This window comes from Bradyrhizobium sp. FW305-F6 (genome assembly GCF_058782905.1).
Genome location: NZ_JBYSYD010000002.1, coordinates 1,025,464 through 1,039,910, shown reverse-complemented (window position 1 = coordinate 1,039,910; position 14,447 = coordinate 1,025,464). Strand labels below are relative to the sequence as shown.

General features: G+C 65.5%; 14 protein-coding genes. 8 read left to right on the top strand and 6 right to left on the bottom strand.

Features of this window, described 5'->3' with window-relative positions; all coding sequences use genetic code 11:
• Positions 1-26 precede the first annotated feature (26 nt).
• Entirely contained in the window at positions 27-1,706 is a 1,680-nt protein-coding gene (locus tag AC3WLX_RS16235) for a mucoidy inhibitor MuiA family protein (protein ID WP_492336701.1), read from the top strand.
• Between the two features lie 130 nt (positions 1,707-1,836).
• Here the strand turns inward: AC3WLX_RS16235 and AC3WLX_RS16230 are convergent, their stop codons facing one another.
• From AC3WLX_RS16230 to AC3WLX_RS16215, 4 genes are read right to left on the bottom strand one after another with little or no spacing between them, the layout of a single operon-like run.
• The gene (locus tag AC3WLX_RS16230; protein ID WP_492336700.1) at positions 1,837-2,637 is read right to left on the bottom strand and encodes a heme ABC transporter ATP-binding protein; all 801 of its coding nucleotides are present in this window, start codon (positions 2,635-2,637) and stop codon (positions 1,837-1,839) included.
• Positions 2,634-3,719 (bottom strand): FecCD family ABC transporter permease, encoded by a 1,086-nt coding sequence (locus AC3WLX_RS16225; protein ID WP_492336699.1) that lies wholly within the window; start codon positions 3,717-3,719, stop codon positions 2,634-2,636. The genes AC3WLX_RS16230 and AC3WLX_RS16225 overlap by 4 nt, the downstream gene beginning before the upstream one ends.
• Positions 3,716-4,666: a heme/hemin ABC transporter substrate-binding protein gene (locus AC3WLX_RS16220; protein WP_492336698.1), complete on the bottom strand. Its 951-nt coding sequence runs from the start codon at positions 4,664-4,666 to the stop codon at positions 3,716-3,718. Before AC3WLX_RS16220 ends, AC3WLX_RS16225 begins: the two co-directional genes overlap by 4 nt.
• A gap of 6 nt (positions 4,667-4,672) precedes the next feature.
• On the bottom strand, positions 4,673-4,879 hold the full coding sequence (locus tag AC3WLX_RS16215) for a hemin uptake protein HemP (protein WP_291623978.1): 207 nt from the start codon (positions 4,877-4,879) through the stop codon (positions 4,673-4,675).
• Positions 4,880-5,137: 258 nt separating this feature from the next.
• Between AC3WLX_RS16215 and AC3WLX_RS16210 the strand changes: the two genes are divergently transcribed.
• The 6 genes from AC3WLX_RS16210 to AC3WLX_RS16185 all read left to right on the top strand — a co-directional run bounded on the left by AC3WLX_RS16210 (position 5,138) and on the right by AC3WLX_RS16185 (position 10,522).
• Positions 5,138-7,489 (top strand): TonB-dependent hemoglobin/transferrin/lactoferrin family receptor, encoded by a 2,352-nt coding sequence (locus AC3WLX_RS16210; protein ID WP_492336697.1) that lies wholly within the window; start codon positions 5,138-5,140, stop codon positions 7,487-7,489.
• A 99-nt stretch (positions 7,490-7,588) separates the two neighbouring features.
• Positions 7,589-7,924 carry a heme-degrading protein HmuQ gene (gene hmuQ / locus AC3WLX_RS16205; RefSeq protein ID WP_291623975.1) on the top strand — a complete coding sequence of 112 codons (336 nt, stop codon included), beginning with the start codon at positions 7,589-7,591 and terminating at the stop codon, positions 7,922-7,924.
• Between the two features lie 20 nt (positions 7,925-7,944).
• Positions 7,945-8,448 carry a heme utilization cystosolic carrier protein HutX gene (hutX, locus tag AC3WLX_RS16200; protein ID WP_492336696.1) on the top strand — a complete coding sequence of 168 codons (504 nt, stop codon included), beginning with the start codon at positions 7,945-7,947 and terminating at the stop codon, positions 8,446-8,448.
• Between the two features lie 23 nt (positions 8,449-8,471).
• Positions 8,472-9,248 (top strand): tonB-system energizer ExbB, encoded by a 777-nt coding sequence (exbB, locus tag AC3WLX_RS16195; RefSeq protein ID WP_492336695.1) that lies wholly within the window; start codon positions 8,472-8,474, stop codon positions 9,246-9,248.
• Positions 9,249-9,251: 3 nt separating this feature from the next.
• Entirely contained in the window at positions 9,252-9,692 is a 441-nt protein-coding gene (gene exbD, locus AC3WLX_RS16190) for a TonB system transport protein ExbD (protein WP_492336694.1), read from the top strand.
• Positions 9,692-10,522 carry a TonB family protein gene (locus AC3WLX_RS16185; protein ID WP_492336693.1) on the top strand — a complete coding sequence of 277 codons (831 nt, stop codon included), beginning with the start codon at positions 9,692-9,694 and terminating at the stop codon, positions 10,520-10,522. Before exbD ends, AC3WLX_RS16185 begins: the two co-directional genes overlap by 1 nt.
• 401 nt (positions 10,523-10,923) lie before the next feature.
• Here the strand turns inward: AC3WLX_RS16185 and AC3WLX_RS16180 are convergent, their stop codons facing one another.
• Positions 10,924-12,279 (bottom strand): esterase-like activity of phytase family protein, encoded by a 1,356-nt coding sequence (locus AC3WLX_RS16180; protein WP_492336692.1) that lies wholly within the window; start codon positions 12,277-12,279, stop codon positions 10,924-10,926.
• Between the two features lie 138 nt (positions 12,280-12,417).
• Entirely contained in the window at positions 12,418-13,422 is a 1,005-nt protein-coding gene (locus AC3WLX_RS16175) for an alpha/beta fold hydrolase (RefSeq protein WP_492336691.1), read from the bottom strand.
• A 131-nt stretch (positions 13,423-13,553) separates the two neighbouring features.
• On the opposite strand from AC3WLX_RS16175, the gene AC3WLX_RS16170 reads away from it, so the two are divergent.
• Positions 13,554-14,447 carry a LysR family transcriptional regulator gene (locus AC3WLX_RS16170; RefSeq protein WP_492336690.1) on the top strand — a complete coding sequence of 298 codons (894 nt, stop codon included), beginning with the start codon at positions 13,554-13,556 and terminating at the stop codon, positions 14,445-14,447.

Here is a 14,447-nt window from a genome sequence, read left to right as displayed (position 1 = left end):
CGCGCGATACCGCAGGAGGGACTTTCATGCGCATCACCGCGAAATATCTGGCGACCACGGGCCTGGTCCTGGTGACCACGGCCCTCGCATCGCCGTCATGGGCGGCCAACGTGGACGCCACTTCGACGATCGACACGGTGACCGTCTATCCTGACGGCGCCACCGTCACGCGTGTCATGTCGCTGGACCTCGCTTCCGGCGACTCGACACTGGTCGCCAGGGATTTTCCGCTCTCGCTCGATCCGTCATCCCTCCGCGTCGAGGGCGAGGCGGGCGCCAAGCTCACCATCGGCACGATTGACGCGCGCCCGCCGAAAGCTGCGCCGCCGGTCAACCTGCCCGAACTCGACAAGCGTATCGAAGCGTTGAAGGACCAGCGCGCCGATCTGCAAGGCGCGATCGACTCGGCCGCCGCGCGGCGCAAATTCGCGCAGCATTTTGCAGAAACCTCTCCTGCCGGCCTCGGCGACAAGGGCGAGGCGAGGCCGATCACCGAGTGGCGTGCCGCCTTTGCGGCGGTCGGGGAAGAGATCGCGACCGCGGACACCGCCATCCGTGATGCCACCCGAAAGCAGCGCGAACTCGACCGCCAGATCGCGCAACTGGAAGCCGAACGCTCGGCCAAGCCGCCGAGCAAGCTCGAGGTGCGGATCGACGTCGCTTCAGCCGCGGCGACCAAGGCGACGCTGCGGGTGACCTACGCCGTGCGCAACGCGCGCTGGGTGCCGCTCTACGACGCGCGGCTCGATACCGGCGCCAAGGACCGCAAGCCGCAGCTCGAGCTCGTCCGTCGCGCCGAGGTGACGCAGTCGACCGGCGAGGACTGGTCCAACGTGACGCTCGGCGTCTCCACGGTCCGCATCAGCCGCGGCGGCAGTGCCCCTGAGCTGAACCCGCTGGTGGCGCAATATCCGCAAGTGCCGAAGCCGTTGGCGCTCGGCACGGCTTCGGATCTGGCGCGGCCGGCCCCGATGACGCGCCAGGCGCAGTCGCCGGCCATGGCCAAGATCGCAGAGGCGGCCGAGCCGCGCCAGAGCGCCGACGAGCAACAGGCCGTCGCCGAGATCGGCGACTTCCAGGCCACCTTCAAAATTCCCGGCCGTGTCAGCCTCGGCGCGGCCGAAGGCGCCAAGAGCCTCCGGATCGCTTCGGTCAACGTTCCCGCCGATCTCTCGGTGCGTGCCGCGCCGGTACTGGACCCGACCGCGTTCCTCGAAGCCAGCTTCAAGCAGGCGGACGACACCACGCTGCTGCCCGGCAAGGTCGCGATCTACCGGGACGGCGTCTTCGTCGGCCGCGGCAAGATCACCGCGTCCGCCAAGGACGACATCGTGCGGCTCGGCTTCGGCGCCGACGACAAGGTGAAAATCGAACGCGCCGTGCTCAAGCGCAACGAGGGCTCGGCCGGCTTGCTCGTGACGACGTCGAAGACCGACGAGCGCGCATTCAAGACCACGATCCGCAACGGGCACGATTTCCCGATCAAGGTCGCCATCGAGGACCAGCTGCCGGTCAGCGAGAACGAAGACATAGTCGTCGAGATGCTGCCGTCGAGCACCCAGCCCACCGCAACCAACATCCGCGACAAGCGCGGCGTGCTGCAATGGTCGTTCGACGCCAAGCCCGGCGAGGTCCGCGACATCAACTTCGCTTGGCGCGTCCGCTGGCCGAAGGACAAGAGCATGGTGATCGTCCCGGCGGGGTAGATTGCTCGCCACGGAGGAAGTGCACTCCCTCTCCCGCTTGCGGGAGAGGGCTCTCACCTCTAGGGGATTGTCCCGTTGTGGGGACACCCTCTCCCAACCCTCCCCCGCAAGCGGGGGAGGGAGCCGACCTTCACCGTGGCGGCACAGCCGCCCGCATCGACTGCGGCAGCACATACGGCATGCCGTCGGCCTGATGCACCACCGCGTCGATCTCGAAAATATCCCGGATCCTCTCGCGCGTGACGACATCGGCGCGCGGGCCGTCGGCGACAAGCCTGCCGCCGTTCAGCACAACGAGCCGGTCGGCGAAGCGGATCGCGAGATTGAGATCGTGCAGGATCGCGATCACCGCGGTGCCGGCCGCCGCTCGGCGTCGCGCCGCGTCGACAAGGTCGATCTGGTGACGCAGATCGAGGCTCGAGGTCGGCTCGTCCAGCAACAGAAGTCCAGGGCCGTGCTCGGCCTCGCCGCAGGCGAGCTGCACCAGCACGCGGGCGAAATGAGCGCGCTGCTGCTCGCCCCCCGACAGCGTCGGCAATTGCCGTTCGCGGAAATGTGCGAGGCCGACTTCGTCCAGCGCGGCCTCGACGAGCGGACGGGCATCACGAAGGCTGCGCTCGCCCGCGCCCATCAGCACGATCTCCTCGACCGTAAAGGGGAAGGTGACGTTGATATGCTGGGACAGCATGGCGCGGCGCGCGGCGAGCTCGCGCGGCGCGAAGCTGCCGATGTCGCGCTGCTTCAGCCTCACCTCGCCTGCACTGGGGCGCAGGTCGCCGGAGAGCAGCCGCAGCAGCGTCGACTTGCCGGCGCCGTTCGGGCCGATGATGGCGACCATCTCGCCCGCAGTTACCGCCAGGCCGACGCCATCGAGCAGCGTCGCGCGGCCTGCGCGCCTGCTCAACTGTCTTGCCTCGATCACCGCCGTCATGGCGCTGCGAGCCCGCGCTGGCGCAGCAGGATGAAGAGAAAGACGGGCGCACCGACCGTCGCGGTCAGGATGCCGATCGGCATCTCCGCGGGGGCCACGATGGTGCGCGCCAGCGTGTCGGCGCCGACCATCAGAATCGCGCCAAGAAACATCGAGGCGGGCAGCAGCAGGCGATGCGCCGGGCCGATCACGAGACGGAGCAGATGCGGCACGACGATGCCGACGAAGCCGATCACGCCGCTGATCGACACCGCGACGCCGGTCATGGCCGAGACCATGATGATCGCGATCCGCTTGAGGCGCTCGACATCGACGCCGCCGTGAAAGGCGTCGGCCTCGCCCAGCACGAGGAGATCGAGGCCGCGCGCGATGAAAGTGCAGGCGCCAAGTCCGATGACCAGGATCGGCGCGAGCACTGCGGCCTTGGTCCAGGTTATCCCGCTCATCGAACCGAGCATCCAGAACGTGATGTCGCGAAGCTGGCGGTCGTCGGCGATGAAGACCAGCAGCCCGACGCCGGCGTTGGCGATCGCGGTGATGGCGACGCCGGCGAGCAGGAAGATCGCAATCGATGTGCGCCCGGAGCGGCTGGAGATGCCGTAGAGCACCGCGGTCGTCGCCAGCGAGCCTGCGAAGGCCGCCAGCGGCAACAGCTCGGCCTGGAGAAAGCGCAGCGCCTCGCCGAAGCGGGAATCGGTGAAGACGATCGCGCTCGCTGCTGCGAGCGCGCCGCCGCTGGAGACGCCGACCAGGGCCGGATCGGCGAGCGGATTGCGAAACAGGCCTTGCATGATCGCGCCGGCCGCGGCGAGCAGGGCGCCGATCATCGCGGCCGCTGCGATCCGGGGAATGCGGATCGACCACAGCACTAGCTGGTCGCGGGCCGTCATGGCCGTGCTTTCGCCGGCCAAGCCCAGCGCGGCTGGCAGCCTGGAGAGCGGGATGCCGGCGGCGCCGACCGTCAGAGCGGCGATCGCGGTGACCAGGAGCACCACGAGCAGGAGGGGAATCGCGAACGATGCGGTCCAGCGTCCCGCTCTGTGTCGTGGGCTTCGCGCTTCGATCCCGGCGGCCACGCTCATTGCTGGCAATTCGCCGTCGGCAGCGCCGACGTGAATGCGCCGCTCGCAGCGAGGGCCGGATAGAGCTTGACCGAGAGATCGCGCGCCGCCGCGGCGGTGCGCGGCCCGAAGCCGAGCAGATAAAGCCCATCCATGGTGATGAAGCTCTTGTTGGCCGCGACCGGGGTCAGCGCAAAGCCGGGATGGGTGTAGACCGCATCGGCCTGCAGCGAATCCTTGCCGCGCTCGATCGACAGCACGACATCGGGCTTTGCGGCCACGATCGCCTCGTCGCTGATGACCTTATATCCATCGTAATCGTCGACCGCGTTGGCCGCGCCCGCGAGCCGGATGATCTCGTCGGCCGCGGTCTTGTGGCCTGCAACCATCGCCCGCCCATTCTGAAGCGACATCACGAACATCACCCGCACCGGCTTCGTCACCTTGGCGCGCAGGGCGCGGAGTTGCGCAAGATCGGCGCCGACGGCCGCGCTGAGACATTCGGCGCGCGCATCGACGCCCATGGCATGGCCGACCAGCTTGATCTTCTCGATCAGGCCGTCCTCGGAGTAGGTTTCGGGCACCAGCACCAGCGGCACTTTTGCCGTCTCCAGGATCTCCATGGTCTCGCGCGGGCCCGAGCCCTGGATCGCCAGGATGAGGGTGGGGTTGAGGCCGAGCACGCCTTCGGCGGAGATCTGGCGCATGTAGCCGACATTGGGTTTGTCCCGCAGCGCCGCCGGCGGATAGAGGCTCGTGGTGTCGATGCCGACCAGGCGGCTCTCCAGCCCGAGCGCATAGAGGATCTCGGTGATGGCGCCGCCGATCGACACCGTGCGCGCGACATCGGTGACGGCGATGTCGCGATGGCGTGCATCATGCACGATGATACCGGCGGCATGCACGCCGGACACGAGCGCGAATGTGCAGGAGAACATCACGCTTGCGACGGTGCGACAAAGTGTCATTGCGGTTTACTTCGTCAGGATCAGCTTGTTCTGCGACGTCAGCCGCAGGCGATAGCTGTCCTCGCCATGCGCGATGATGATCTCGCGTTCGGCCGCAAACAGCTCCCGGCTATCGATCCGGCTCCCTCGCATGGTGAGGGTTCTCGTTGGCGCAGAAGGGCTTCCCGCCGGCCCTGCCGCGACGCCGCTGCTGTCTCCGGATGTTGCTGACATTGTGTTGTGATGCGCTTTCGAAATTTCAGATGCGTCCTGCTTTGTATAGGCGGCGCGAGGCGCATTCCAACGGCGGCAGTTTACAATCGATATAAACTGCAAGGCGATGTCATTGACCGTCAGAGTGTTGCCACGTTACCAATCACGACAGCGGGTAACTTGCCCGCGGGCTTTCGAAATCAGCCAGCCAGTCGTTCGTTGCGAACGCACGCCAGCCAAAGACTCCAAAATAAAAGTGAAGTGCAGGCTGAGGCTGATATGGCTGGCGGGGCTAGGTATTCGCGCGCCCTGATATTGGGCGCGTCGGTTGTTTCGATCGCGGTAGTGATGACGGAGAGCAGTCCCGCGCAGACTGCGTCCCCGCGGGCCGAAAACGCGTCGGCGGAAAGGCCGAAGCAGTCCAAGCGCAAGCCGGCGGCTCAGGTCGCGCAGCAGCAGGCCAGCGCAGGCGTGATGGACGCCCGCGCGCAGGCGGGCAGCGCCCCGCCCGTTCAGGTGCTCGACACCATCACGGCTGCGGCCACGAAGACCAAGGAGCGCGCGATCGACTCGCTCGCGCCCGTCAGCTCCATTTCGCTCGACCAGATTCAGGGGATCCAGCCGAACCGGCTGTCCGGCATCTTTTATGCTGTCCCCGGCGTGTCGTTCCAGGAGCGTGGTGACGATCCCGCGACCGTCATCAACATCCGCGGCTTGCAGGATTTCGGCCGCGTCGCGGTCGTCGTCGACGGCGCGCGGCAAAACTACCAGCGCACCGGCCATAATGCCAACGGCTCGTTCTTCCTCGATCCTGAACTGATCGGCGGCGTCGATGTGGTGCGCGGGCCGACCGCCAACATCTACGGCTCGGGTGCGATCGGCGGCCTGGTCTCGTTCCGCACCAAGGACATCAACGACGTGCTGCGCCCCGGCGAGCGCTGGGGCGTCGATCTTTCGGGCTCTTACGGATCAAACAACAATCGCGGCCTCGGCTCCGTGTTCGGCGGCGTGCGCGCATCGCCCGACGTCGACATCTTCGGTGGCGCGGTCTATCGCACCCAAGGCAACTACAAGGACGGCAACGGCACCGAGATCGGCAACACCGGCAATCAGGTCGAGGCCGGATTGATGAAGCTCACGGTACGGCCCGCCCTCGGCCATGAGGTGAAATTCGGCGCCGTCTTCCAGGACTTTCAGTACGACGTCGGCCAGTTCAACCGCGGCCCGGTCGCAACGGCGGCACAGCGCGCGCTCTATCAGGGCTCGTCGGTCTATGCGTCCGACACGAAGAATTACACCGGCACCATCACCTGGAACTATTCGCTGCCGAGCGACAATCTGTTCGACTGGCACATGTCGCTCTACGGCAATCGTGTCGATAACGACCAGACCAAGACCTATCACTACTCGACCTCGGGCGCGGCCTATTGCGGCGCCGGCAACGTCGGCAACAACATCTCGGGCTGCGTCGGCGACAAGCGCGGCTATGTCCTCAACACCTACGGCATCGACGTCAACAACACGACCCGCTTCAATGTGGGCGACTGGCGCAATGCGGTCACCTGGGGCGTGGACGCCTTTCAGGACGACGTGATCACGACCGACAGCCGCGGAAATTCCAACATCACGACGCCGAGCGGCATCCGGACCGTGTCGGGCGGGTTTGTCCAGCTGAAGCAGAACTACAGCAACTGGTTCGAGGCGGTGAGCGCGATCCGCTATGACCGCTACGACCTCGATTCGGGGCGGACCAGCACCGGCGGAGACCGGTTCTCGCCGAAGATCACCCTCGGCGTCACGCCGGTGCCAGGCTTCCAGCCCTATGTCAGCTATGCCGAAGGCTATCGCGCGCCATCGATCACCGAGACGGTGATCTCCGGTGCGCATGCGACCGGCGGCGGACCGGCCTTCTTCGTCTGCCCGAACGGCACGGTGGGCCTGTTCTGCTTCCTGCCGAACCCGGGCCTTCGTCCGGAGGTCGGCAAGAACAAGGAAGTCGGCTTCAACCTGAAATACGACAACATCTTCAGTGCCAACGACTCCTTCCGCGGCAAGATCAATCTCTTCCGTAACGACGTCAGCGATTACATCGATTTGGTCGCTTCGGCGCCGGTCCCGGTCCCCCCGTTCGGCTCGTTCAGCCAGTTCTACCAGTATCAGAACATCGCCAATGCCCGCATCCAGGGCTTTGAGGCTGAGACGATGTACGATGCCGGCGACTGGTTCATCGGCGTCGCCGGGCACTACATCCAGGGCAAGAACGTCGCCACCAATATCGGGCTCGCGACCATCACCCCGCGCAAGGTCGTCACGACCGGTGGTGTCCGCCTGCTCGATCGCACGCTGATCCTGACGGCGCAGTGGGCCTCCTTCGGCGCCAACAACGACGTGCCCGCCGGCTATCTGCCCGCGACCGGCTATGAATTGGTCAACCTGTACATGACCTACAACGCCACCAAGGACATCGTGTTCACGGCGTCGATCGACAATCTCCTGAACCAGTACTACCGGCCTTATGCCATTCCGGGCAGCTCGACCGACGGCACGTCGCAGAACGACGTGCTGTGGTCGAGCCCGGGGCCGGGCAGAGTCTACAAAGCCGGCATGAAGATCCACTTTGGAGGTGCGTAAGCCGACCGGCGTCGCCGCAACACAACAACCTCCCGGGCCGCGCTGATGCTCCAGCGCGGCTTCGGCGCGCTTTCATCTCGATCAGAAGGAGAGACCCAAATGTTCATCGCAATGAATCGTTTCCAGGTGAAGCCCGGCTCGGAAGCCGCGTTCGAAACCGTCTGGCGCACCCGGGAGTCCTATCTCGGCAGCATGGCGGGCTTCGTCGAATTCCATCTGCTCAAGGGGCCGGTCGCCGAGGATCACACGCTGTACTCCTCGCATACCGTGTGGGTCGACAAGGCGGCTTTCGAGGCCTGGACGCGCTCTGAGGAATTCCGCCGTGCTCACGCCCGCGCCGACAACAAGACCGGCGAGAGCCTCTATCTCGGCCACCCCAAGTTCGAAGGATTCGAGGTCATCATGACCGAGGGCAAGACGAGCGCGGCCGCCTGAGGCGAGCCAGGGAGACGGACATGCTGAGCACGGATCTCGCCGATCTCAGGGCGCATATGGCCGACAATCCCGGCGCGGTGATCGAGGACGTTGCGCGCGAGCGCAGCGTCACGCCGCGCGCGGTGATCGAGGCGCTGCCGCCCTCCATGGTGCGCATCGGGAACGGCGAACATTTTGCCGCCGCCATGCAGGACATCGCGGAATGGGGCGAGGTCACCCTGATCGTGCACACCGACGATGCGATCTTCGAGTTCACCGGAGCCGTTCCGGCGGGCGAGATCGGCCGCGGCTATTTCAACTTGATGCAGCCGAAGGGCCTGCACGGCCATCTCCGCCACGAGCGCTGCGCGGGCATCGCCTTCGTGGAGCGGCCGTTCATGGGCAAGTCGTCGGCCTTCGTCGCCTTCGTCAATGCGGACGGCGGCATCATGTTCAAGGTCTTCGTCGGCCGCGACGAGACGAGGGCGTTGCGCGCGGACCAGCTGGCGCGCTTCCGCGGGCTTGCGGACCGCATCGCGGCATAGCTTTCCTTCATTGGGAGATCGGGATGCAGGGCATTTCCAGGCTACGGCTCGTGATCCTCGCAATCGCGCTGGCTTTCGCGCCGGCGCCGGCCTTCGCGATCGACGAAGCGCTGTTGCCGCGCAATCTGTCGCCCTGGGGCATGTTCATCGGGGCCGACATCATCGTGAAGATCGTGATGGTCGGGCTCGCCGTCGCGTCGCTGGCGACATGGACGGTGTGGCTCGCCAAGACGATCGAGCTGCGTCGCAAGGGCGCGCTCGCCCTGCAGCGGACTCGCGCCCTTGAGGGCAACATGACGCTGGCCGAGGCAGCCGCGCGGACCGGTGATGCGCGCGATGCCGTTGCGCAGCTGATCCAGTCCTGCGCCAGGGAAGCGGAGCTCTCCGGCGGCGTGCTTGATGACGGCCTCCAGGAACGCGTCGCGCTGCGGCTGGAGCGGGTCGAGGCAGCGATGTCCCGGCAGATCGCGCGCGGCACCGGCGTGCTCGCGACCATCGGCGCCGTCGCGCCGTTCGTCGGCCTGTTCGGCACCGTCTGGGGCATCATGAACTCCTTCATCGGCATCTCCGAGAGCCACACCACCAGTCTCGCAGTGGTCGCGCCCGGCATTGCGGAGGCGCTGCTCGCCACTGCGCTAGGGCTCGTCGCCGCGATCCCGGCGGTCGTGATCTACAATCATCTCGTCCGCGGCATTGCCAATTACCGTGCCCTGCTCGGCGACGCCTCGGCGCAGCTGATGCTGCTGGTGAGCCGCCAGCGCGATCACGGCCATTTCCGTCTGGCGCGGGCGGCGGAGTAGCCCATGGCCGCGAAGCTCGGCGCATCGAAGCTCGGCTCGCGTAGCGACGCCAGCGATCTCGACGTCACCCACGAGATCAACGTCACCCCGTTCATCGACGTAATGCTGGTGCTGCTGATCATCTTCATGGTGGCGGCCCCGCTCGCCACCGTCGACATCGGCGTCGATCTGCCCGCGACCGCGGCCGAGCCGGCGCCGCGGCCCGACAAGCCGGTGTTCGTCACCGTCAAGCCGGACCTTTCGATCGCGGTGGGTGAGGAACTCGTGGGCCGCGAGGCGCTCGGCGCCTCGCTTGCCGCCGCCACCAAGGGCCGCAAGGACGAGCGCATATATCTGCGCGCCGACAAGGCCGTCTCCTATGGCGATTTGATGGAGGTGATGAACACTTTGCGCAATGCCGGCTATCTCAAGGTCGCTCTCGTCGGCCTCGACGGACGCAGCTGATGGCCGCGAACGCCTTCGCCTTGCACCAGCCGCTTGAGGAGCGCGATGGCGCGCGCTGGGGGGGCTCAGCGGCGGCGATCGTGGCGTTGCATGTCGCCGCGGCGCTGCTGGCGATGAACTGGCTCAGATCGCAGCCGGAGCAGGGCGTCAGCCTGCCCGCGATCATGATCGACATGTCGCCGGTGACGTCGGCGCCGCAGCCTGCGCTGGACGACGTCGCGCCGGGACCCTCGATGCAGGAGGCAGATGCCTCGCCGCCAGAGCCGGTGCAGCAACAGGCCATCGAGGAGACCATCGCGCCGACCCCGCCGCAGGAAAGGCCGGAGGTCGTTGCACCGCCGGAGCAGAAGTTGCAGCCGACGCCGGCCAAGCCCGAACCGGCGAAGATCGTGCCGGTGGAAAAGCCCGCGCTGGAGAAGCCGAAAGTGGTCCGCCGCGAGGCGAAGAAGCCGTCGGACGCCACGCCGGCGCCGCGCACCAGCGCACCAGCGCGTGCCGAGCGCGAGGCGCCGATGGCTTCCGCCATGAGTGCGGGGGCGACCGCCTCCGCAATCGCGACCTACAACCAGCGCGTCCGCGCCCATCTGATGCGCTTCCACTCATATCCGGCCGGCGCCGGCGGCCAGCGCGGCGTTGCAAGGCTCAGCTTCACCCTCGGTCGTGGCGGGCAGGTGACGGCGAGCCGTCTCAGTGGTGCGTCCGGCGTCGCTGCCTTCGACGCTCAGGCGATGTCGATGCTCCGCCAGGCTGCGCCGTTCCCGCCGTTTCCGGACGAGATCAAGAACGGCTCGATGAGCTTTACGATCCCGGTGGAATTTACGGTGAGGTGAGGATGCTCGCTCGCAGCCATTCACGGTCTGACGTGTAAGGGGTACGAGGGGTCGTCTCCGCGACCTCGTTAAGAGGTCGGACTGAAGTTCTATCCTCGTCATTGCGGCGTAGCGAAGCAATCCAGATTGTCTCCGCGTAAAGAATCTGGATTGCTTCGCTGCGCTCGCAATGACGGGGATGAGGCCGCTGTCATTTCCAACCCTCTCCCCGCAAGTGGCACGGCTATCGCATACCGTCTGTCTCCGCAGCGTCATGGCCGGGCTTGTCCCGGCCATCCACGCCTTGCCACACAGCACAAAGAACGTGGATGCCCGGGACAAGCCCGGGCATGACGACCTCTGCGATATTCAAATGCGATTGCCCTGCCGCGAGTGGGGAGAGGGAGAGGAAAGAACTCGTCTCACTTCGCCTTCAGGAAATCCGCGACCTCGAGCAGAACGAACTCGTTGTCGTCGGCCTTGTTGGGATCGCGGCTGGAGGAGAACGGCAGGTTGTTGTCGTTGCCGACGATGATGTGGGTGTCGTCGACGCGGTCGACGTTTTCGATGGTGAAGAACGGGAAAGTGTAGACGCCGTCGTTGAGCGGCTTCCTCGCCTTCTTGTCGGGATCCCTGATCTTCATCAGGTCGATATAGCCGATCTTGCGCACGGGCTTGCCGACATTGGCGTCGGTGAGCTCGACCTTGTAGACGCGCTTGAACTTGGCGAGGTCAGGGAAGCAGTTCTCGCCGCGAGTGCCTTGCGGGCAGGCCTTGTCAGCGGTGCCTTCGCCGTTGTCGCGCTCGATGATGAGGCCCGCCGTCGGGTCGATCATGTTGAAGTCGCCGATGGCGTTGCCGTTCTGCTCGAACACATAGTGCCAATAACGGCCGGTGAATTTTTCCGCGGCGACGTCGAATTCGAGGATGCGGGCGGCTTCCTTGCCGTCAACCTTCTCCCACTCCTTCTTCTCGGCGTCCCACAGTGGTCCTTCGAGCAGGCCGTAGAGGAACTTGCCGTCCTTCGACGCGGCAAAGCCCTCGTAGCCCTTGGAGCGGCGGAGATTGACGTTGGTGTAGGTCGCGCCCGGCGCGGCCGGAGTTCCCACGGACCAATTGTCCGGCGAGCGCACCGGCTTGCCGTCGGCGACCGTGTCGAACACGCCGAGAACCTTGCCGGTCTTGTCGGCCTTCAGGATATAGGGGCCGAACTCGTCGCCGATCCAGAAGGTATCGCCGACGATCTGGAATCCCTCGGTATCGAAATCGGAGCCGGTGAGATAGCGCTTCTGGGTGTCCTCATGCAGGATGCGGAAGGGCACCTTCTTGTCGGGATCGTGCAGGAAGATGGTCTCCAGCCGCTCGATCTTGCCGCTCGCCCAGTCCATCTTGTAGCGGTTCAGGTACAGCATCGAATCCGGCGAGTTGGCGCGCGCACCCATGCCGTTGTCGATGACGACCCAGAAGCTGCCGTCGGGCATGGTCTTGATGCCGGAATGGCCCTGCAGCGGCTGGCCCTTGAACGGTAGCGACACGCCGGTGGGACGCTCGTAGGACTTGCCCATGACGGTGCCGAGTGCGTCGACCCGCTTGCCGGTGGTGTATTTGCCTGCCGATTTGAGGTCGGCGGGGGCGTCAGCCGGGGCGTCGATGAAAGTCTCCGCCGGCATCACCACGTGGCCGGCGAGCTTGGCCGGGAATTCGCCCTCGCTCTGCGCGAGCGCGGCGCTCGCGGCGAGAACGATCGTTGCGACGGTGCTGAGAAAAGTCGCGCGCATGTGCGTCTCCTGTTGGTGGACGCAACGCTTATGCGGACGGCAGATTGCAGTTTTGTGAAGCTGGGCCAAAGGCCGCAGCGTTGTCCCTGTCTGGATTGGCGAGGTCGCCGCGGCGACCTCGCGGAGGCCGGTTCGATGTCAGGCAATCTTGCGGGCGAGGAAATCGCGAATCAGCGGCGTGACCTCGTCGAACCTGTCCTCGAGCAGGAAGTGGCCGGAGTTGATGAGATGAAACTCGACCTGGGGCAGGTCGCGCTTGTAAGGATGAGCGCCGTCGGCCGGGAAGATGAAGTCGTTCTTGCCCCACACGATCAGCGTCGGCGGCTTGTGCTTGCGGAAGTAGGCCTGCACTGCCGGGTACAGCGGCAGATTGGTCCGGTAGTCGTAGAACATGTCCAGCTGGATCTCGTTGTTGCCGGGCCGGTCCAGCAGCGCCTGGTCATGGACCCAGTTGTCGGGCGAGATGCGGCTCACATCGGACATGCCGTCGGTGTACTGGAATTTGGTCGTCTCCAGAGTCAGCAGCTTCATCAGTGCCTGACGGCTCGCGTCTGACCCGTCGGCCCAGTACTGCTTGATCGGATTCCAGAACTCCTTCAGGCCTTCGTCGTAGGCGTTGCCGTTCTGGACGACGAGGCCGCTGATGCGTTCAGGATGCTTCAGCGCCAGCCGCCAGCCGACCGGTGCGCCGTAGTCCATGACGTACATCGCGTAGCGCTTGACGCCGAGCTGGTCGAGCAATCCGTCGACGAGCTCGCCGAAACGATCGAACGTATACTTGAATGTCGCCCGTGGCGGCATGTCGCTCTGCCCGTAACCGGGGTAGTCGGGAGCGATCACATGGTACCGGTCGGCCAGCGCCGGAATCAGGTTGCGGAACATGTGCGATGACGTCGGAAAGCCGTGCAACAGCAGCACCACCGGTGCATCCTTCGGCCCAGCCTCCCGATAGAAGATCTTGATCCCGTCGACGGTCCTGGTCCGATGGAATGTGACCGGATAGGCTGCGGCTTTGGCCTGATCGCGTTGTGGTTTCGCCGCGGCAGCCGGCGCAGCCGCGGCAACGGCAACGCCGGACAAGCCGAGGACGAGGTGCCGGCGATCGAGGCCGGCCGATGGATGTGTGTTGTTCTCGTTGGTCATGATTATTTTCCAGGCACCTTCCAGCCGTCCATTCCAAAGTCCGCAGCGAGCTTCGCGTAAACGATTGCGACCGGCGGGATCAGCCCATAAAATCGAGAAGCAACTTCTCAGGTTACGGAAAGACGCGTCTGATGGACCGGCTGGAGGCGATGTCGGTCATCATCGCCGTCAATGACACAGGAAGCTTCTCGGCAGCCTCGCGGCGCCTTAGCATGCCGGTCGCAACGGTCAGCCGAACGGTTGCCGAGCTCGAGGCGCGGCTGAATGCCCAGCTGTTTCAGAGGTCGTCGCGCCAGATGGCGCTGACCGATGCGGGAAGATCCTACATCGAGGCCTGCAAGCGGATCATCGCGCAGGTGGACGATGCCGAGAGGGAGGTTTCCGGCGAGTACAGAAGTCCGAGGGGCGATCTCGCGGTCACGGCGCCGTGGGGCCTCGGCCACATGCATCTTTTGCCGATCGCGCTCGAGTTCATGGAGGCTTATCCCGAGGTCGCGCTGCGGCTCGTCCTGACCGATCGCATCGTCGACACCGTCCACGACAACATCGATGTGTCGATTCGAATCGGCAGTCTGCCCGACAGCAACCTGATCGCGACCCGGGTCGGCTCGGTCCGGTTCGTGCTCTGCGCCAGTCCCGGATACCTCGCAAAGCGGGGTCATCCGATTGAGCCCGCCGATCTGGCGTCGCACGATTGTATCGGCGTCGACAGCCATGCGGCGCAAAAGAGCTGGAAGTTCGTCAAGGACGGCAGCGAGGTCACGGTGCCGATACGGTCGAGATTGACGGTGAGCGACTCGGAAGCGGCGGTCGAAGCGGCCGTCGCAGGCGCCGGCGTCACGCGCGTGATGTCCTACAAGATGGAGGCTGCACGACGTTGCGGCAAGCTCGTCCTCATGCTGGAGGAATTCGAGCAGGCGCCCTGGCCCGTGCATCTCATCTACGCGGAGCGAAAGCCCGCTCCGCTCAAGCTCCGCGCATTTCTGGATTGGGCCACGCCGCGCCTCAAGGCGCGGCTGGCCTAG

Excerpts from the sequence above, each read along its gene's own strand:
- AC3WLX_RS16230 (WP_492336700.1), bottom strand. The coding sequence starts at position 2,637 with ATGACGGCGGTGATCGAGGCAAGACAGTTGAGCAGGCGCGCAGGCCGC.
- AC3WLX_RS16225 (WP_492336699.1), bottom strand. The coding sequence starts at position 3,719 with ATGAGCGTGGCCGCCGGGATCGAAGCGCGAAGCCCACGACACAGAGCG.
- hmuQ (WP_291623975.1), top strand. The coding sequence starts at position 7,589 with ATGTTCATCGCAATGAATCGTTTCCAGGTGAAGCCCGGCTCGGAAGCC.
- AC3WLX_RS16215 (WP_291623978.1), bottom strand. The coding sequence starts at position 4,879 with ATGTCAGCAACATCCGGAGACAGCAGCGGCGTCGCGGCAGGGCCGGCG.
- AC3WLX_RS16185 (WP_492336693.1), top strand. The coding sequence starts at position 9,692 with ATGGCCGCGAACGCCTTCGCCTTGCACCAGCCGCTTGAGGAGCGCGAT.
- AC3WLX_RS16175 (WP_492336691.1), bottom strand. The coding sequence starts at position 13,422 with ATGACCAACGAGAACAACACACATCCATCGGCCGGCCTCGATCGCCGG.
- hutX (WP_492336696.1), top strand. The coding sequence starts at position 7,945 with ATGCTGAGCACGGATCTCGCCGATCTCAGGGCGCATATGGCCGACAAT.
- AC3WLX_RS16170 (WP_492336690.1), top strand. The coding sequence starts at position 13,554 with ATGGACCGGCTGGAGGCGATGTCGGTCATCATCGCCGTCAATGACACA.
- exbB (WP_492336695.1), top strand. The coding sequence starts at position 8,472 with ATGCAGGGCATTTCCAGGCTACGGCTCGTGATCCTCGCAATCGCGCTG.
- exbD (WP_492336694.1), top strand. The coding sequence starts at position 9,252 with ATGGCCGCGAAGCTCGGCGCATCGAAGCTCGGCTCGCGTAGCGACGCC.
- AC3WLX_RS16220 (WP_492336698.1), bottom strand. The coding sequence starts at position 4,666 with ATGACACTTTGTCGCACCGTCGCAAGCGTGATGTTCTCCTGCACATTC.
- AC3WLX_RS16210 (WP_492336697.1), top strand. The coding sequence starts at position 5,138 with ATGGCTGGCGGGGCTAGGTATTCGCGCGCCCTGATATTGGGCGCGTCG.
- AC3WLX_RS16235 (WP_492336701.1), top strand. The coding sequence starts at position 27 with ATGCGCATCACCGCGAAATATCTGGCGACCACGGGCCTGGTCCTGGTG.
- AC3WLX_RS16180 (WP_492336692.1), bottom strand. The coding sequence starts at position 12,279 with ATGCGCGCGACTTTTCTCAGCACCGTCGCAACGATCGTTCTCGCCGCG.